Source organism: Paenibacillus sp. LjRoot153 (assembly GCF_964253085.1).
Classification (GTDB): domain Bacteria; phylum Bacillota; class Bacilli; order Paenibacillales; family NBRC-103111; genus Paenibacillus_E.
The window spans coordinates 5,729,654-5,748,299 of record NZ_CAXUQH020000001.1 but is presented as its reverse complement, the minus strand read 5'-3'; the positions used below and the strand labels follow the sequence as shown (position 1 = coordinate 5,748,299).

At 45.1% G+C, this 18,646-nt stretch carries 13 protein-coding genes; 9 read left to right on the top strand and 4 right to left on the bottom strand.

Features of this window, described 5'->3' with window-relative positions:
* Positions 1–64: 64 nt before the first annotated feature.
* From ACSQ8P_RS24740 to ACSQ8P_RS24730, 3 genes are read left to right on the top strand one after another with little or no spacing between them, the layout of a single operon-like run.
* Positions 65–3,178 (top strand): efflux RND transporter permease subunit, encoded by a 3,114-nt coding sequence (locus ACSQ8P_RS24740; RefSeq protein WP_436237626.1) that lies wholly within the window; start codon positions 65–67, stop codon positions 3,176–3,178.
* A gap of 12 nt (positions 3,179–3,190) precedes the next feature.
* Positions 3,191–4,489 (top strand): efflux RND transporter periplasmic adaptor subunit, encoded by a 1,299-nt coding sequence (locus ACSQ8P_RS24735; protein ID WP_436237625.1) that lies wholly within the window; start codon positions 3,191–3,193, stop codon positions 4,487–4,489.
* A gap of 35 nt (positions 4,490–4,524) precedes the next feature.
* Positions 4,525–6,234, top strand: coding sequence for a hypothetical protein (locus ACSQ8P_RS24730; RefSeq protein ID WP_436237624.1), 1,710 nt, complete (start codon positions 4,525–4,527; stop codon positions 6,232–6,234).
* Positions 6,235–6,316: 82 nt separating this feature from the next.
* On the opposite strand, the gene ACSQ8P_RS24725 is transcribed toward ACSQ8P_RS24730, so the two are convergent.
* Positions 6,317–7,225 (bottom strand): AraC family transcriptional regulator, encoded by a 909-nt coding sequence (locus tag ACSQ8P_RS24725; protein WP_436237623.1) that lies wholly within the window; start codon positions 7,223–7,225, stop codon positions 6,317–6,319.
* Positions 7,226–7,376: 151 nt separating this feature from the next.
* Between ACSQ8P_RS24725 and ACSQ8P_RS24720 the strand changes: the two genes are divergently transcribed.
* The 3 genes from ACSQ8P_RS24720 to ACSQ8P_RS24710 all read left to right on the top strand — a co-directional run bounded on the left by ACSQ8P_RS24720 (position 7,377) and on the right by ACSQ8P_RS24710 (position 10,789).
* Positions 7,377–8,219: a sugar phosphate isomerase/epimerase family protein gene (locus tag ACSQ8P_RS24720; protein WP_436237622.1), complete on the top strand. Its 843-nt coding sequence runs from the start codon at positions 7,377–7,379 to the stop codon at positions 8,217–8,219.
* 2 nt (positions 8,220–8,221) lie between these two features.
* Positions 8,222–9,241, top strand: coding sequence for a Gfo/Idh/MocA family protein (locus ACSQ8P_RS24715; RefSeq protein ID WP_436237621.1), 1,020 nt, complete (start codon positions 8,222–8,224; stop codon positions 9,239–9,241).
* Between the two features lie 165 nt (positions 9,242–9,406).
* Positions 9,407–10,789: an MATE family efflux transporter gene (locus ACSQ8P_RS24710; protein WP_436237620.1), complete on the top strand. Its 1,383-nt coding sequence runs from the start codon at positions 9,407–9,409 to the stop codon at positions 10,787–10,789.
* A 164-nt stretch (positions 10,790–10,953) separates the two neighbouring features.
* On the opposite strand, the gene ACSQ8P_RS24705 is transcribed toward ACSQ8P_RS24710, so the two are convergent.
* The 3 genes from ACSQ8P_RS24705 to ACSQ8P_RS24695 all read right to left on the bottom strand — a co-directional run bounded on the left by ACSQ8P_RS24705 (position 10,954) and on the right by ACSQ8P_RS24695 (position 13,484).
* Entirely contained in the window at positions 10,954–11,715 is a 762-nt protein-coding gene (locus ACSQ8P_RS24705; RefSeq protein WP_436237619.1) for a MerR family transcriptional regulator, read from the bottom strand.
* 49 nt (positions 11,716–11,764) lie between these two features.
* Positions 11,765–13,108 (bottom strand): amino acid permease, encoded by a 1,344-nt coding sequence (locus tag ACSQ8P_RS24700; RefSeq protein ID WP_436237618.1) that lies wholly within the window; start codon positions 13,106–13,108, stop codon positions 11,765–11,767.
* 76 nt (positions 13,109–13,184) lie between these two features.
* Positions 13,185–13,484 carry a Rieske (2Fe-2S) protein gene (locus tag ACSQ8P_RS24695; RefSeq protein ID WP_436237617.1) on the bottom strand — a complete coding sequence of 100 codons (300 nt, stop codon included), beginning with the start codon at positions 13,482–13,484 and terminating at the stop codon, positions 13,185–13,187.
* Positions 13,485–13,588: 104 nt separating this feature from the next.
* Between ACSQ8P_RS24695 and ACSQ8P_RS24690 the strand changes: the two genes are divergently transcribed.
* From ACSQ8P_RS24690 to ACSQ8P_RS24680, 3 genes are all read left to right on the top strand, one after another.
* Positions 13,589–14,680 carry a threonine aldolase family protein gene (locus ACSQ8P_RS24690; protein WP_436237616.1) on the top strand — a complete coding sequence of 364 codons (1,092 nt, stop codon included), beginning with the start codon at positions 13,589–13,591 and terminating at the stop codon, positions 14,678–14,680.
* 382 nt (positions 14,681–15,062) lie between these two features.
* Positions 15,063–16,703 carry a family 16 glycoside hydrolase gene (locus ACSQ8P_RS24685; RefSeq protein ID WP_436237615.1) on the top strand — a complete coding sequence of 547 codons (1,641 nt, stop codon included), beginning with the start codon at positions 15,063–15,065 and terminating at the stop codon, positions 16,701–16,703.
* Between the two features lie 609 nt (positions 16,704–17,312).
* Positions 17,313–18,629: an ABC transporter substrate-binding protein gene (locus ACSQ8P_RS24680; protein ID WP_436237614.1), complete on the top strand. Its 1,317-nt coding sequence runs from the start codon at positions 17,313–17,315 to the stop codon at positions 18,627–18,629.
* The last annotated feature ends 17 nt before the right edge of the window (positions 18,630–18,646 follow it).

Below are 18,646 nucleotides of genomic sequence, written 5' to 3'. Positions count from 1 at the left end.
ATATTGAGTTCATATTGAACCTGTATTCTTTATCTCACAATCATTAGTTGAGGGGAGTACAGGAATGAATCGACTCACACATTTTTCGATGAAAAACGTTTCCGCGTTATTCATCATCATGATCATGCTTTTCGTAGGCGGTTTGTATTCAGCGACACAGCTGAAGGAAGAGAACATGCCGAACGTTTCCTTCCCTGTTGTGGCCGTTACAACGACCTACACAGGTGCACCTAAGGACGTTATGGATGAAATTACGGTACCTATCGAGAAGAAGCTGGCGAATCTAGAAGATTTAGATTCCATGCAGTCTACTTCCAGCGATAATTTCTCCATGATTATTATTATGTTCAAGCAAAATGTCGATATCGACAAAAAGAAGCAAGCTGTACAGGATGCCTTGTCAACCGTTTCGTTACCAGCTACAGCAGCTGCGCCTAAAGCTTCAACCTTCGGTGCGGCATCCTTTCCTTCGAATTATTTAGTCGCATATGCGAATGAAGGAATCAGCCAAACAGAGCTTGATAAATCGTTCAAAGATACGATTAAACCAGGTCTTGAAGGTATTAAAGGGATCGACCATATAGACATTATCGGTGCTAGAGACACCTCACTCGATATTGAGCTAGATGCAGCGGCTCTAGATGTCTATGGTTTGTCACCAGGCATGGTGAGTAATGCCATTAATACCGCCGCGACGAAAACGCCTATCGGTTCTGTTGAAATCGATGGTAATAGTAAAATGACCCGAGTTACCGGCAATTTATCCAGTTTGTTTGATCTCCAAAAGGTAGAGATTACTACACCTCAAGGCGCCATTGTTACCTTGGATCAAGTCTCCAAAATAAAAGCGATTAGTGAATCTGATTTTAATGGTCGATTAGATGGTAAGCCAGCGATTGGGATGATTTTATATAAAGCTGGCAGTGCGAACGCGGTTGAATTCTCCGAAGCCATTGAGAAGAACATCAAGGGATGGGAAAAAACGTTACCGAACATCAAGTTCAAAAGCACTTATGACAGTGCTGATCAAATTAAAGAATCGATCTCAGGGCTTGTCCGTGAAGGAATTGTTGGTGCTGTCTTAGCATCGTTAATGATTCTAGTGTTCTTACGGAATGTTCGTATGACACTCATCGTGCTCGTCTCGATTCCACTCTCCATTTTGATCACATTATTATTAATGTCGACTTTAGATCTCACGCTCAATACGATGACACTAGGCGGTATATTTATCGCGGTTGGACGGGTCGTCGACGACTCGATTGTAGTTATTGAAAACATTTATGCTTCCTTGGAAAAAGCGCAGGAACGTAAAGAATCCGTTATTGCTTTAGCAACGAAACAAGTTTCGATGGCGATTACGTCGTCTACATTGGCTACCGTTGGGGTATTTGCTCCACTTGCTTTGGTAACTGGGGTTGTAGGTGGTTTCTTCCGACCTTTCGCATTAACGATTGCTTGTGCACTTCTTTCATCCTTAATCGTCGCTTTAACGGTTATTCCGATGCTTTCGAAATTACTTGTGTTGCGCAGTAAACCAGGTAAGGTTCAGCATGATGAATCTGCGCCTACGAAACTGACAATGTTTTATGAAAAAGCGCTCACGTGGAGCTTGAAAAATAAAATTAAAACGCTGCTAGTCGCTTTAGTTATGCTCGTTGGGACGATGGCTGGAACGATTCCGTTCTTATCGGTTTCCTTTTTACCTGCCTCAGCTGCATCACATATCATGTATTTCCAATTAAAATTGCCGTATTCTACTTCATTTGATGCGACAGATAGCAAAACGAAAGAAATCGAAACGGTCTTGTTAGACCTGAAGGATTCAAAAGGCGAGCCCGTCTTTAAATTTGTTGAAGCACTTGTTGGTTACGCAGGTAATGATGATGAGCAAACCCCTTATGCGTCCCAAATTTTCCTTGAAGTCAATGAGAATGTGGATCCTGTAAAAGTGCAAGAGCAAACGACCGCTTATATTTTATCGGAGCTGCCGGCTGGTTCTGAAGTAGAGCCTAAATCCATGGAAGGTGATTTCGGGGTATCAAGTACAGACTTTGCCTACACGCTCCAAGGTGATGATCAGCTTCAATTAGAGAAAGCCGCTAGAATGGTGAAAGAGAAATTGAACACATTCCCTGAGCTTGCCGAAGTTGAAGACAATTTGAGTGATGCCAAAACAGAAATTGAAATTGCTGTTGATCAGAAAATGGCTAGAGCCTATGGCTTAAGCGCTGCTTCTGTACGGGATGCGGCACGCACATGGATTCAAAAGCAAAATCTAGGCGATATGAAATTCGATAATATTGTATATACAACAACTGTTTCATTGGATAAAACGGACAAAGATTCCCTTGAGAAGCTGGGCAATATTCCGTTAACGGCTCAGAATGGCTCGACCATTCTCTTGAAGGAAGTTGCCAAAATCAATGAAACGAAAGGCGCTGCCTCTCTTGCAAGGGAGGAACAAGCACAACTCGTGAAGGTTTCGGCTAAAATTAATTCCGATAATAAAACAGCAGTAAGTGCGAAGCTGAGTAAGGCTCTGAAGGAGCTTGAGCTTCCAGAGGGTGTTACACCGAAAATTACAGGCGTATCCGAGGATGTTAACGAAAGCTTTACTCAGTTGTTCGTAGCGATGGCCGCTGCTATTTTCGTAGTCTACTTAATCATGGTATTGGCATTCGGAAATGCAAGTGCACCGTTTGCGATTCTGTTCTCACTTCCTCTAGCTGTCATTGGCGGGCTCTTAGGTCTCGTTATTGCAAGAGAGCCTTTAACGGTAACTTCTATGATTGGGTTCCTCATGTTGATTGGTATCGTCGTTACGAATGCGATTGTATTGATCGACCGTGCACAACAGCTGCGCGAAGAGGGTTATACCGTTCGTCATGCGCTTATTGAAGCAGGGAAAATCAGACTTCGTCCTATTATCATGACAGCCGGGGCAACCATTATGGCGTTAGTGCCATTAGCGCTCGGGATCTCTGCTGAAGGCGGATTGATCGGTAAAGGTCTTGGGGTTGTTGTTATCGGTGGATTGATTACTTCAACACTCTTGACGCTAGTCGTTGTACCTATTATTTATGAGTTGATTGAAAGTATGAAAAACCGCATTAGCAACATGTTTAATCGGAAAAAAGGTAAAGAAAAAATGACAACGAGTTCGTTAGAGGTATAAGGAGGCACATCGATGATTAACGAAGGTTCACGAAGAGGGCATAGCAAATATCGCTGGATGGGGGTCATCACGCTGTTAACTGCAGCGACGGTGTTGGCAACAGCCTGCTCTGCACCAGGAGCTAAGGATGCGGCAACCGTACAGTTAACGCCTAAAGCGGTCAAAACGGAAGCGATCAAGCTTCAAAAGATAAGTAATCCGATTGAACAGGTTGCAGATGTTGTTGCCGGAACAACGCTCGATGTGATGGCGAAAGCGAATGGTGAAGTTACGGAGGTTCTGAAGAAACGAGGCGAATATGTGACGAAAGGCGATGTCCTCTTCGTTATCGATAATAAAGACGCCTTATCTGCTAAACGGAAGAGTGAGCTTCAAGTGAAGAGTGCACAAGATTCCTTGCAGCAAGCTAGAGATAACAAAGTGAATACTCGGAAAGATTTGGCTGATAACTTAGCTCGTACACAAACGGCTTTGAATAACGCACAGCAAGATTACAACAAAATTAGAAATGATTTTGAAGCTGGTGTTGCGGTACAGCGCCAGGTAGATCAAGTTAAACAAGCGTTGGATAATGCTCAAATGGGCTTAGATGCCGCTCAAAATAAGCTATCTGCCTTCGATAATACAGATTCCATCTCAAGCATTGAAACGCAAGCGGAGTCCGCACGTCTATCATTGGAGGACGCTACTCGCTCTTTGGAGAATTTCGAAGTGAAAGCTCCTGGCAGCGGTATTCTAACAGATTTCAACGTCGTGGTTGGTCAAACAGCATCTGCAGCGGCGGGAAAGGTTGGTCAAGTTCAACAGATCGATCCTATCAAAATTAAAACAGAGCTGTCTGAAACGAACTACCAACTTGTGAAAAACAAGAAGGAGCTCGTGTACTACAACCCGAATACGCCTGATAAGAAAGGGACAGCTAAGATTAGCTACTTAGCGCCAATCATTAGTGCTGCATCTAAAACCTATACGCTGGAATTAGAAATTCCGAATCCAGATCGTACGATTCAACCAGGAGGACGTTATCTAGTCCAATTGACAACGGAGACAGAGGAGAAAGTTGCTGTCGTGCCTACACTTAGTGTCATTCGTGAAGAATCTGATACCTTCGTATTCGTTCAACAAGGTGACCAATATATGAAACGGAAAGTGAAGCTTGGACGCATTAACGGCGAGTTCCAAGAAGTATTGGAAGGCGTGAAGGAAGGCGAGCAGCTGGTCGTCACGGGGCAGAACACATTGAAAGACGGTCAAAAGGTGACAAGCCCAGCAGCATCCGCACAACCAACTACATCACCAGCTGCCAAATAACATCATTGAAATTCATACCAAGGGAGACGTTATAGATGAAAAAAAGACCATGGAAATCCAGTCTAACAGCCATTATGCTGGGAGCAATGATTGTTCAAGGAGGTACCGCAGCGTGGGCTGCGGAGCCTTTCACGCCAACTGTTGTCGCACCAACTGTGAATTATGGTTTAACGAAGGATATTCGCGCTGCTATCAAAAGCGTAGCTGAAACACCGACAGCGACTGGCTCACAGCTTGCTGTGACAGTTCGCTTATACAATGGTGGCACAGCGCAAAATCGCGTGCCAGAGCATGAGCTTCGCGTGCAAACATCGAGCGGGATCTCTTACACGCTGAAACCAAGCGCAAGTAATAAAGCTTCCTTGCAACCGAAAGAAATTACGGAGCTTGTTTATTTCGCAGCCATTGATTCCAAGGAAATTGGCAAGATTGAAGGGATTTCCTTCGTGAACGTTGATTTATATTCATATCCAAAGATAGAGACTACGCTGCTTTCAATGCCAACGAATCAAGTATGGTATGGTGGTACAGGCAATGCAGCGCTGGAAAGCATCGCTAGTGTACAATGGGGGCAAGATTTTGTTATTTCAGGTGTGAATTCAGGACTTACGTATAAGACTGTTGAATCTTCCATTCAGAATACAGAAACAGGTCGAGTAGCGGTTGTGACAGTCCTTGTAAACAATCCAGGAGCAGGTCGTGAAACGGTACCCGCTTTCCGTGTGGATGCACAATCAGAGTCGAAGAATTATGAAGGAAAACGAACAGAAGTCGCGCCAGTCGTCTTGGCTGCAGGAGAAAATACTTACATCCATTACGCGATCCCGGTTGAGAGCGGAGTGACGTTAACGAACATCGTCGTGCTATCGACAGATACATTTGTCCCGAAAGATGGCGGTCAGCCATCAGAATTGGCAACAGCTAAACTTGCTATCAACTGGCCGGTAGATGGGGCGAGTGTAGCAGCCGCCGAGTATAAGATTGGTCAACCCATTCCTTTCCATGCACAAGCCAAAGTGATTGATAAGTCTACGGAAGTATCCTTAATGGAACTTCATTTGCATGAGAACCCAGGTGAAGGGTACAAGACGGCAGTTGCGAAATTCAAATTAACGAACACAAGCACAACACCAACCGCAACACCAGCATTCTTGACGGAGCTAACAAGTAAGCTAGGAGCCTCCTACCAAGGTGTTCGTCAAACGAATGTGACTAGCATGATGAATCCTGGACTCAGCTATGTGGTCAGCTATTCCTATATTGTTCCACAATCCGAAGATAGTGAAAGCTTTGCTTTGAAAATATTAGATGCACAGGCTGCAGCTCCTTATACGACGACGATTGCTGCCCTGCAAACGGATCTACAAAAGGAAACTACGGATAATATTATTTCCTTGTATCCGATTGATGTGACGTTTAAAGACATCACCGTTAATATGCAATATGCAATGGGGACATACAGCTATAAGATAAAATTGGATCTAAGTATTACACAGGCTCCAAATGTCGTGGTTGATAACAATTTCTCCAAATTAAGATTTGAGATCGTTGATAGCTTAGGACGTGTCGTAGGTTCTAAAGACGCATCTTTTAATGGGCCTAATAAGTTAATTAGTGGCAGTCAAATCATCGACGCTACAGGTGCCAATTTGGATCAATTTAGCTCCCCATTCACGATTAATGTCTATGAAGCCATTGATACGCCAACGGGAATCGCTAAGCGTTTAATTAAAGTAATGAAATAATTGCACATGCATTGTACAGAAAAAGCAGCCTGCTGGTAGAGTCATCTACTGGCAGGCTACTTTCTTTTGTAAGTTATTTTGTTTAATTCTGTACTCTGGCTTTCACGGATTTCGCATAATCAGAGGGTGACATGCCGACGGTTTTCTTAAAATCCCTAGAAAAATAATGAATGCTTGTATAGCCTAATAAGCTCGCAATTTCTGTTATGTTGTAAGGTCCTTCACGCATATAGGTTTTGGCTTGCTCGATTTTGAGTAGTTTGAAAGCTTCCATAATCCCCATTCCCTTCTGGGATTGAAAGAGCTCCTTCATTCGACTTTTACCAAGGTGGAAGGTTTGGCAAAGGTCATCAAGGGTAAAGGAATCAGCAAGATGATCACTCAAATAGGTCATAATCTGACCGACTAGCCCAACCTCAGCTTTTTCCTTTTGCAACGAGGATTGTTTCCATTTCTGAGCTTCCTGAACGCTTCCACGAGCTGTTAGTTTACGGATGAGGGTGATGAAGAGGATCTCTAAATAAGCTTTGATGAGCTGCTCACTTGCAAACGACGCCTCTTCGTTTCTTTCTAACAAATGAACGGAAGGAGAGTCGAAGGGAGGGAGGAACGCATGAAATCCCTCTTGCGTAATAATCGAAAGTATATTGCGTTCACGATCGCCTAATGATACGACTTTATTAGCTAGCTGGGACATTGCCTCCGAATGGCAGGCGAAGGCGATGACGATGAGGTTCGGCGGTTTATGGTCATGTCTGACGTGAACGGTATGGAACTCTTCGGGCTTGTGGAAGATCATATTCCCCTGATGGAGGGTATGGATGACATCATCGGCGCGAACTTCCACTTCACCCTTGTCCACGTAGAGTATTTCCCAAAAGTCATGCTGTTCACCGTCGAAAACAAAGCCTTTGGCATATTCAAAATAGTGAAAGGAAATGAGTGCTTCGATCGAAAGTGATTCCTGTAAATAAATTCTTGGGAAATCCATGCTGTCCGTCCTCTCTAGGGGATTTTCTTCCCGATTACAGCCTATTCTACCACAATCAATTTAGCTAAAGTGCAAATAATTCGGCTTAATAGATAAATCCAATGTGACATCACTCTTTTATAATAAAGGAAAGAAGCGGAGGGGATTAACAATGAAAAAAGGGATTAATATTTGGTCATTTCCAGGCTCCATGAGCGTGAAAGATTGCATTACAACTGCGAAAAAAGCCGGATTTGACGGCATTGAGTTAGCTTTGAACGAAACAGGTGAGCTAAGTCTGGAAAGCACGGAAAGTGAAGTGCGTGTGTACCGCAAGCATGCTGACGAAACAGGGATTGAGGTAAGCAGCTTAGCAACAGGCTTATTCTGGTCCTATTCCTTGACAAGCAGTGCCCCGCAAACGCGTCAGAAAGCGAAGGACATTGTGAAGAAGCAGCTTGAGCACGCCGCGGCACTTGGTGTTGATACGATTTTGGTCGTACCTGGTGCGGTAGGTGTTGATTTCATCCCTGATTCTGAAGTGGTTCCGTATGACCAAGCCTATGATTACTCCCTTGAAGCCATACAAGAGCTTTCGAAGGTTGCCGAGTCATTGAAGGTTTCGATTGGGATTGAAAATGTGTGGAACAAATTCTTATTATCCCCACTTGAAATGCGGGATTTCATTGATAAAGTCAATTCGCCTTATGTAGGCGCGTATTTCGATGTAGGGAATGTGATTTTCTCTGGGTATCCGGAGCACTGGATTTCTATTTTGAGCCATCGTATCAAAAAAGTGCATTTCAAGGATTATCGCCGCGCAGCTGGCGGTTTACATGGTTTCGTTGACCTGCTTGCAGGCGATGTGAATTATCCAGAAGTGATGAAAGCCCTTCAAACCATCGGCTATGAAGATTATGTGATCGCAGAAATGATCCCTGGCTATACGCATCACGGTGAGCAGATTGTTTACAACACATCAGGCGCTATGGATGCTATTCTGGGGAGGAAGTAATCATGCTAAGAATCGGACTAGTTGGACTAGGCTTCATGGGAAGAACACACTTGGAGAATTATGTACGCTTGGAAGCAGAAGGTGTTGCCATTAAAGTTGTCGCGTTATGTGATATTGACCCGGTGAAACTAGAAGGCAACGCGGTTGCTGGAAATATTGATACAGGTGATTCGGCGATCGATTTCAACCTTTATGCGAAATATACAAGTGTGTCCGAGATGATTGAGAAAGAACAGTTGGATTACGTGGATCTTGCTCTCCCGACATACCTTCACCGTGATATTACGATAGAATGTCTAAATAAAGGTCTACACGTGTTGTGTGAGAAGCCAATGGCTTCGAATCCGCAAGAGTGTGCAGAGATGATTGAAGCTGCTGAAGCGAATGGTAAACAGTTGATGATTGGACAGTGTCTACGCTTTTGGCCAGCCTATGTGTACTTGAAAGAAGCTGTTGAGAATGGGACTTACGGCAAAGTAACAAGCGGATATTTCTACCGCGGCGGCGCTACACCCACTTGGGGACCATGGCTCATCGATAAAGAGAAGAGTGGCGGCGCTTTACTCGATATGCATGTTCATGATATTGATATGGTTAATTGGCTGTTCGGAAAACCTGAATCTGTTTCCTGCTTAGCACGAAATGTAGTTCCAGGCAGCGGCTATGATGTCGTGTCTACGAATTATTTGTACGGGGATGGCAAAGTTATCAATGCGCAAGCCGATTGGACACTGGAAGGTGATTATGGCTTTGACATGCAGTACCGCGTCAATTTCGAGAAAGCGAACATTATTTTTGGCGCGAGCGGCCTAAAAGTGAACCTGAATGATGCGCCTGGGTTCAGCCCGGAGCTGTCACCAGAGATGGGCTATTACTTGGAGCTGAAATATTTCGTGGAGACGCTTCTCGCAGGGGAGTCGGTCACAACGGCAACGCCTGCTAGTACACGGGAAACAATTGAAATTGCTGTGGCTGAGATGGCATCGGCTGACAAGCAAGGGGCTTGGGTCGAAGTGAAGTAAAGGACAGTGAAAAACCTTGGAAATCGTTCCTGATTTCTAAGGTTTTTTGGTTATGCTTGAAGCAACCATTTCCGAGCAAGTCGGTGTGTTAATTATTTTCATTTGACTGCAATCGCTTTCGTATTCTATGCTAATTGCATTTGCAATAACTAGAGGTGAAGACGAATGAAAGACATAGATTCAACAGCATCGTGGCAAAAGCTCCGTCTATTCGCAGTCACTTGGCCGATTTTTATTGACTCTGTTTTACGAATGATGTTAGGTACTGCGGATGTCTTCATGTTAAGCCGAATTTCGGATGAAGTAACGGGAGCCGTGGGTTTAGCGAATGAAATCATCGTGTTCTGTATTCTGATGTTTGGTTTTGTGGGTATCGGGACGAGTGTGGCTGTTGCTCAGCATCTGGGAGCAGGCAAGGTGAAGGAAGCGAGTCGGATTTCTGCATTAGCGATTACGATTAATTTGATTTTCGGCATTATGGTGAGTATCGCGTTAGTTGTGTTTGGTGAGCCGTTAATGCATGTGATGCATTTAGATCCTCAGCAAATTGCGATTGCCAAGAAATACTTAACGATCATCTCCGCATTTATTTGGATTGAAGCGTTGTCGTATGCGATATCTTCGGTATTACGCTCCAATGGTCAGACCCGAGACGTGATGTTCGTTACCTTGGGGGTTAATGTGATTCACATTGTGGGTAACAGTCTCCTGATTTTCGGGAATTTGGGATTCCCTGAATGGGGGGTTACAGGGGCGGCTGTTTCAACGGTTGTAAGTCGACTTCTAGGACTCATTGTTCTTGTGGTCATCTTGTACCGTCGCTTACAGGTTCCTATTCTTCTCAAGCATTATGTGAGCTTCAAGTCTAAGATTGTGAAGCAAATTCTTAGCATTGGGTTACCATCCGCTGGAGAGCATGTTTCATGGCAGTCCCAATATTTGATGATTTTCAGCTTTATTAATATTATCGGGGCCACAGCGCTAAGTGCGCATGTGTACGTGATGAATGTGACCAATTATTTCATGGCCCTGGGGATGGCAATTGGCATGGGGACGGAAATTATTATTGGGCACATGGTGGGTGCCGGAGCTTTCCAGGCGGCTTATCATAAATTGATTCGAAGCTTGAAAATTACTTTTGTTCTGACATTCGTCATCGTGGGCATTACGTCGATTTTCCGTAAAGAACTGCTCGGGCTATTTACTGATAATCCCGATATCATTGCTATGGGATCGACAATTCTACTTCTTTCTATCATTCTGGAACCTGGTAGAACGTTTAACTTGGTTGTTATTAATTCATTACGTGCTGCTGGAGATGCTAGATTCCCGGTCATGATGGGGGTTGTCTCCATGTGGGGAATTGCTGTCCCATTAGCCTACTATCTCGGAATTCATCTAGAGATGGGCCTACTCGGTGTATGGGTTGCTTTTACAGTTGATGAGTGGGTGAGAGGTTTGCTGATGTATCTGCGTTGGCGAAGCCGTGTATGGCAAAGTAAATCACTAGTTAAACCAAGTGGCGAAGCAATGGTCACTTCAGCTTAATCTTAAATGAAGAAGCCTAAAACTCTCGTTAAGAGAGTTCTAGGCTTCTTTCGTATTATGAAAAAGATGACATGAAGGTTGTGGCTGGCTGGCGGCTGGTAATCATACTATATTCAGTTTCTTGTAAAAGAATTGGATGTTTGCAGGGAATCATAGAAAACGTGCTAGTGTCCCCCTGTATAGATGTGGATCGCATCTCTTAGAAACTCTGCCGTACCTGGTTGCTTCACATCATAATAGGCTTTGAATCGTTCATCATCCACATACATTTGAGCAAGCCCTGCATGTGCTTCTTTACTGTACTCACTCCAATAAGACATAAGCCATTGTTTGTGCAAAGCAGCCGCTTTTTGTGCAAGCTCACTAGCGGGATCACCTAACTTGAAAGCCTCCGCTAAAGTTTCGGTTACTTCCTCCGCCAAGCGAGTAACCTCTTCGTGCTGTTCCTGCGTCATATTTTGAAGCTTCTGATTGCTCTTATTCACTTTATCATCGCCGTATTTCTCACGAATCTCTTTCCCATATTTCTTCTCGTTATCATCGATTAGCTTTTGTTTGAAGCCTTCAAATTTCTCTTTATTCGACATGGTAAGTCTCCCTTCTTTGGAAGCAATGGTATTTTCAACATTGGCAATGAGGATATCCAATTGCCTCCGCTTGTCGAGGAGCTGCTCTCGATGGTCCATCAGTGCACGGGTTCCGTCATAAGTAGGGGACGACATGATGTCTTTGATTTGCTCCAGAGGGATGCCCATCTCTCGATAAAATAAAATCTGCTGCAGTCGATCCACCTCATTTTGCCCATAAATGCGATATCCCGATGAGTTGATTCTTGCCGGCTTAAGAAGTTCAATCTCATCATAATAGCGTAGTGTACGGGTGCTGATTCTAGCCAACTTCCCTAAGTGCTGTACCGTGTATTCCATCTGCTCACCTCCTGACAACTTAACTGTAAAGCTTTACGTAGCGTAAATGTCAATACCTTTTTTTGAAATTGTTTGTCCAGGTAAAGTGAACGATGAAGGTGATGATTCCAATCAGCACGATGAATAACAGACTAACGAAGAAGCCAGGACGCGTAGTAGGGTGAAAAGCAGCCCCAGAAATGGCGATAAGAATGAGTAGCATCCCCGCCCATCGTTTGAACATTTTAGCAGGCGTATGAACTAATAATCGTCCTGAAGACAGCAAAATCAATAACCAGATGAAAAGCAAGGTGAGACCCGCTGCCGTTGACATAACCGTGTATAGTTCATCGGGTAGAACCAAGGAAAGAATAACAGCGGCAGCCATTCCACCGGAAGTTAAGGCAAGAGCAGGGTAAGGAATCTGCCTCTTTCCACTTGTGGTACGGGTGAACATCAATGGCGCGTCATGATCCTTCGCAATGGCGACGAGAATGGAGGTAACGGCGAATAAGGAAGCCACCATCGTAGAGAAAGCAGCAATAATGAGGATCGCATTGAACACATGCGGAACATAAGGCAATGGGTAGCTTTCCAAGCTGACCTGGAAGGGGCTTTTTTGGTCATGAAGAGCGTGCAAGGGTAACAGCGTTAAGACTAGGAAGAGCGAGACCATGTAGAGGATAGCTAAAAGGAGGATCATGACGGAGCCTGCTTGATGAGCTTCGCTCGATTTCATTAGACGCATGGCGAAAAGCCCCATCATTTCCGTGCCGCCGAAGGCGTAGAACGCATAGATGAAGGATGACCAAGAGCCCTTGAGTCCTGAGGGCAGAAAGGTGTCTTTTGAAATAGGGAATGAGAGCGGGTGAAGACCTCCTGAGATCCATCCGAGTACCGCGGCACCGGCAAGGAGGAGAAATATCAACAGCGCAGATACTTTGATGAGTGCGAAAATATGCTCCGAACGCTCGAAGGCTTGGGCACCAAGCAAGATGACACCTACGCCAAGACTGGCATAGAGGAAGGCGAACAACCACATGGGTACCGTAGGAAACCAGAATCGCGTAAATAGGGAGAGAGCCGCTAATTGACTCCCCATAATCATCAACTGGGAGCCCCAGTAAGTCCAACCGCTGCTAAAGCCGGCCCAGTGTCCATAAGCTAATTTGGCATAGGAGCGGAAGGAGCCTTGCTGGGGATGCTCTCCCGCCATTTGAAGCAAAGCGTCAAGAACGAAATACGTGCCTAATGCAGCTAAAATGAATAAGACGAGCATGGAAGCGCCGCCCATGGTTAGGCCGATACCGACGCCTAGAAAGTAGCCAGTTCCGAGCGTGCAGGCGACGCCGAGCAGGGATAGCTGCCACCACGCCATCGTGCTGTTCTTCGTTGGGGTTGCTTTTGTGGACATGCCGCCTCCTAAGCTGTATACGAGAAATTGACAACAACAGCCCATAGTATAGCTTGTCCATTGGTAAAATATACAGTTAGGACAGGTCCATCAGCGCGAATAGAAGACCTTCTTTTTCGATGACATCAAAGGGTTGAAGCCTTGCATTAGGGACATTGTGGCAGCGGCCTGTGTGCACTTCAAAGGTCCAGCCATGCAGCGGACATTCCAGTCCGCCATTCTCAAGTTCTACCGCATAACCGGCGTGCGGGCATCGACTGGAGAGCAACGTGTAGACACCATCCGCCTCCGTGAGGAAGAAACGCTTGCCATTCACTTTCACTTCGGTGGGGTTTGCAGTAAACTGATCCTTAGAACCAATCAGGATTTCATTCATGGAGTTGCTCCTTTTCACAAGGGATATCTTCATTAGTTTCATTATAATCCAAACGACAGCAAAGATCTCTAAGCATATGGTAAAAACAAAGGAGCACGATCCACATGAGTACATTATCTTCATTAGCAGCTGCCTTTCGCCAAACCTCTTATCCAGTGGGTGGGCACGGCCGCAGAAATATTCAAATTTTAAAAGATGTCATAGACGGGCTAGATGGCAAGCTTGAGAGTGATATTTATGGAACAGGCGAAAGTATAGAGGGCTTTCAGGCGGAGATGGCAGCATATCTTGGCAAAGAAAAGGCTGTGTTCTTTCCCAGCGGGACGATGGCACAGCAGATTGCCCTGCGAATTTGGTGTGATGAGAAGAGAATCCGCAAGGTCGCGTATCATCCTTTAAGCCATTTGGAAATCCATGAAGAGGATGGCTTGAAAGAGCTGCACCAGATTGAATCGATTTTACTTGGGGAGAAGGATCGCTTGATTCATTTGGATGAGATTCTTGAGCTAAAAGAAGAAATCGCGTGTCTCTTGATTGAGCTGCCACAGAGAGAAATTGGTGGAGTGCTGCCGCCATTCGAGGAGCTTGTTGCGATTTCGGCACATTGTCGTGCCCATGGAATCAAGCTGCATCTAGATGGTGCCAGATTGTATGAGGTGCTGCCATATTATCAGAAGTCTGCGGCAGAGGTGTGTGCGCTTTTCGATAGTGTCTATATCTCGTTCTATAAGGGAATCGGCGGGTTAGCTGGGGCTATTCTGGCAGGTGATGAGGCGTTTACGACGAAATCGAAGGTGTGGAAAAGGCGGCATGGCGGCGATTTGATCTCTCTATATCCGTATTACTTCAGCGCGAGCTATTATTTCAAGCAACGTGAGCCGAAGATGGGTCAGTACTATGAGGAAGCGCTGGAGTTTGCTTCGCTGTATAATAGTTGTCATCTCGTGACTACCTTGCCGCAGGTACCAGTGACGAATATGTTCCACGTCCATATCGCGATGCCGAAAGAGAAGCTCGAGCCAATCCTAGTCGGGTTGTATGCGGAGACAAGCGTAGGGTTGATCCATTATCTGCGAGAATCAAACGAGGGGATTTGTTCGTTCGAAGTAAGTATTGGTGATGCTTTCGCGCAAATTCCGAAGGATCTGCTGAAGTTGACGTTTGAGCGGTTGGACGCGGGCTTGCGAGAAGGATAGCGAGCAGAGCTGCCTAAAGTGAAATTAAATAGCGCATGGATGTTCCGCTCAGTTTGGATGCGGAACATCCATGCGCTATTTGGCGATTTTCAGGGAAATCGTAAGATGTGGAGTGACGTTCCTGCTAAAAAGCTGAAAATAGCAATCGTAACTTTGTACTCCACCAGGGAGGGCCTCAGCCTATGAATAGGTTTAAATCGTAACATTAATCACCTTAGTTCGTCAGATTGTGGGTGTTGATGCTCGTGAAGAATCGGTATACTTCAAAAAGTAAGCCCTTACATTTCGTTGATGGATCACATGGTCAGAAGGAGGGACACCGTGCAAAGACCGCGAGGTAATCAAAAGGTCGTTATTACTTACACTATTGGAGGGAATTGAAATGTTCAAAAAGAGCGTAGCTTTGATACTTAGTCTGGCTTGTATCATGATGATATTTGGCGTACTCCCAGCTTTCGCTGCAAATGGGCCGATTACATGGGGCTCTTCAGTCACCATTACGAATATCAATACGTTTACAGATGCGGGAACGGATGCACGCGGCATTAGTCCAGGTACCTTCGGCTCGGAATACCCGCGTATGATCAAGCTTGCTAATGGTAACTGGCTAGCGGTTGCAGCCATTTATGATAATAACGGCTATACCAAAGTATCCTGGGGTGGTACGCGATTACAGGTATTTCTCAGCACAGATAATTGTCGTACGTGGTCTTTAGCGGCGACACTATGGGAAGATGGGCGTGATCTTGATAACGGACAATTCGCGCAGCTGGCGAATGGCGATATTTTGCTCGCGATGCGCTCGGTGCGTTGGCAGGAGTCTTATCAGTTAAAAGTGTACAAAAGTACGAACGGCGGTTCAAATTGGAGCTATCTAAGCACGATCGATGAGAAAACAGGTGCTCCTGGTACACTGGGCAATCCCGATAAGGGCGTGTATGAGCCACATATGCAAATTTTAAGCGATGGCACGCTGGCTGTCATGTATGCGAACGAAAAGCACGTAACGGAGAGTCCATCGTATAGTCAAATTATTTCGGAGAAGCTTTCGACGAACGGCGGCGCAAGCTGGGGAAGTGAGATTTATGTTGCTTGGGACCCGAGCAATGCAGCAGCACGCCCAGGAATGCCCGTTTGGCAAAAAATGAACAACGGCCAGTATATCGTGACTTTTGAGGTATGTGGTACGCAAAGCTGTAATGTGTTCACAAAGAAAAGCAGTGATGGCAAAACATGGGCAAGCGGTATAGGGACGCAAGTACCAAGTCAGCAAGGGGGACCTTATCTGCTTTCTCTCACAGACGGGAGGATCTTACTGACCTCCAATGCCAATGTACTTTCCATCTCCAATGACTACGGGAATTCGTGGTATACGAATGATACCACAGCATTCGGCAACTCCTTCTGGTCTGCGATGTATCAAACGGCTTCGAACGAAATTGCTTTCGTCGATTCGGTTAACCGAACTGGCGGTGGTCATAATGTGCAGGTGAAGTTTGGCACGTTGATGAGCACGTATTCGAATGATTTTGCAGCCAATGATACGGGTTGGGCTCGATATGGCGGAACTTGGACGATTAGCGGAGGTACCTACAATGTAACTTCAGCGAGTGGAGATAAATCGATACTTACTCCTTATCCGTCTAAACAAAACTATACCCTTGAAGGAGATATCAAGCTCAACAACGCGGGGCAGGGCAGTCTTATTTTTAATGTGACAAATCCAGCAACGGGGACGGACAGTTTGAAAGGGTATGGCGCGGGCATTGATTCGGCTGGGCAAGTGTGGTTAGGTCGATTTAACAATAACTGGACGCAGCTTGGTCTTGTTAATACAACGATTAACACGAACACCTGGTATCACATGAAGGTTGTAGTCAATGAGGGGAATATAAAGGTGTACGTAGGCGATATGGCAACTCCGAAAATTAACTTTACGGATACGACGTTTGTAAACGGCACGATTGGTGTACGTGGTGGCTTTGGAAATAGTGTGAGTTTTGACAACATTTCGGTTAACTAGCTCGCACGTAAATAATCTAAATTGACAAAGAGCCTTCGGGCTCTTTTTTTGTGTAAACAGGATGCGAAGGGAGCTGTGGTGTGTTGTTGTTTTTGTGGATAATTACGCTCCTCTGTTTGCGGATGAATGATTATTGCAGATGTGGGAAAGTGGCCTAGGATGTGATCAATGGTTGAATTGACGTTGCCCTTGAGTAGATAGAGTTTGTTAGAGCTGATGTGGGGGGAGGAGATGATGAGTTGATGGGAGTAGTAGTTGAAGTAGCCAGTTATAACAGTAGCTCCGACGAAATAACTGGATTTCCTGTATCTAATTTGTTTATTTTGGGGCTCACTTGCTGAATAAATGGATTTCCTCCAGTTAATTTCTTCGAAATTCACGTGTTTGAGTAGTTCAGTGGACGATTTACCCCTCCAATCGTAACATCGTCACCTTTTAACCTAAACGCAGTCTGATGATTTCTTACGTTTGTTCCCTAAAGTTGACGGTTTTATCGGTTTAGACGTGGAGCAATTCCATGTAAAGTTAGAACCAAGGAAAGCCCTTACATCCGAGTGAAAGGGCTTTCGCATCTAACATAAACCGAATGAGAGAGGGTTGTTCATCACAATGAAAAAGAAATTCACTAGCTTACTTACCGCAAGTATTGCGCTTGCTATGGTAGCGACAGGCTGCTCGAGCACAAAAGAAAGCGATACCAAAACTGCAGCTGCCACGGCAGCACAGACTGCGAAAGCCGCAGAAACAACCAAATCAGCGAGTCCGGTAGAGATCACCTTCTGGAATATGTTCGGCGGTGGCGAAGGCGATTTCGTGGATCAAATTGTCAAAGGGTATAACGATTCTCAAAAGGAAGTCATCGTGAAACAGCTGCGCCTAGAATCCAATGAATACTATGCGAAGCTAAGCACGGCACTTTCTTCATCCAAAGGACCGGACGTTGCAGTAGCTCACGTGGATCGGATATCTCCTTTCGTCAAAGCGAAGCAAATTTTGCCGATTGACGGTCTTGCTAGTAAAGTGGGCTTTGATATGAAACAAGTTTCAGATTCCAATATCAAAAGCGTAAGCTATGATGGAAAGCCATACGCTGTTCCGTTAGATACACATTTCCATATGTTCTACTACAACAAGGATCTACTCAAGAAAGCCGAGCTGCTGAATGACGATGGAACGCCGAAATTGGGAGATTTGACGCCAGATGGTTTTAAGAAAACATTAGCGCAAATTCAAGCGAAAGTACCTGGTGTGCAGGCGTTAGCCGTGAATACACCTTATTTCCAAGAGCCATTCCTGAATTTGTATTATGAAGCAGGTGGCGATATCTTGAATGGGGATATGACGAAATCCGCGATCAACAATGAGAAAGCGTTAAGTGTCCTTAAGTTTTATATGGATCTATACAAAAACAAATACAGTGATATCAATGATAAAACGCCTTGGGATTCCTTCCACAGTGGGAAAGCTGCACTATGGTTCGGAGGCGTGTGGGAAGCGGGACTCTTGTTAAACGATAAAGCTTTGAATATTGGCGCGATGCCGCTGCCTGCGATCTTCGGCAGTCAAACGCACTGGGGAAGCTCCCACCTGCTCGTCGTTCCATCTTATGTAACAACAGAGAAGCAAGAAGCTTCAGCGAAATTCATGAAGTACTTCTCTGAGGTAGGTGGCAAAACGTGGGGTCAAGCCGGACACGTACCTTCTAACAGCGCAGTAACGACAAGCGATGAGTACAAAAAGCTGCCATACCGTAATTTCTTTGTCGAAGCTCAGAAAACGGTGAAATTTGCTCCGAAAACAGATAAATACACGACGATCATTACAACGGTGTCGGAGTCTCTGCAAAACATTCTATTCGGTAAGCAATCTCCTGAAGATGGCTTGAAAAACATGGATAAGCAAATCAATGATATTTTGACCAATTAATTTTACTAAATCGGGTG

Bases quoted from the DNA above. Each gene is read 5' to 3' on its own strand.
- ACSQ8P_RS24740 (WP_436237626.1), top strand. From the start codon at position 65: ATGAATCGACTCACACATTTTTCGATGAAAAACGTTTCCGCGTTATTC.
- ACSQ8P_RS24735 (WP_436237625.1), top strand. From the start codon at position 3,191: ATGATTAACGAAGGTTCACGAAGAGGGCATAGCAAATATCGCTGGATG.
- ACSQ8P_RS24730 (WP_436237624.1), top strand. From the start codon at position 4,525: ATGAAAAAAAGACCATGGAAATCCAGTCTAACAGCCATTATGCTGGGA.
- ACSQ8P_RS24725 (WP_436237623.1), bottom strand. From the start codon at position 7,225: ATGGATTTCCCAAGAATTTATTTACAGGAATCACTTTCGATCGAAGCA.
- ACSQ8P_RS24720 (WP_436237622.1), top strand. From the start codon at position 7,377: ATGAAAAAAGGGATTAATATTTGGTCATTTCCAGGCTCCATGAGCGTG.
- ACSQ8P_RS24715 (WP_436237621.1), top strand. From the start codon at position 8,222: ATGCTAAGAATCGGACTAGTTGGACTAGGCTTCATGGGAAGAACACAC.
- ACSQ8P_RS24710 (WP_436237620.1), top strand. From the start codon at position 9,407: ATGAAAGACATAGATTCAACAGCATCGTGGCAAAAGCTCCGTCTATTC.
- ACSQ8P_RS24705 (WP_436237619.1), bottom strand. From the start codon at position 11,715: ATGGAATACACGGTACAGCACTTAGGGAAGTTGGCTAGAATCAGCACC.
- ACSQ8P_RS24700 (WP_436237618.1), bottom strand. From the start codon at position 13,108: ATGTCCACAAAAGCAACCCCAACGAAGAACAGCACGATGGCGTGGTGG.
- ACSQ8P_RS24695 (WP_436237617.1), bottom strand. From the start codon at position 13,484: ATGAATGAAATCCTGATTGGTTCTAAGGATCAGTTTACTGCAAACCCC.
- ACSQ8P_RS24690 (WP_436237616.1), top strand. From the start codon at position 13,589: ATGAGTACATTATCTTCATTAGCAGCTGCCTTTCGCCAAACCTCTTAT.
- ACSQ8P_RS24685 (WP_436237615.1), top strand. From the start codon at position 15,063: ATGTTCAAAAAGAGCGTAGCTTTGATACTTAGTCTGGCTTGTATCATG.
- ACSQ8P_RS24680 (WP_436237614.1), top strand. From the start codon at position 17,313: ATGAAAAAGAAATTCACTAGCTTACTTACCGCAAGTATTGCGCTTGCT.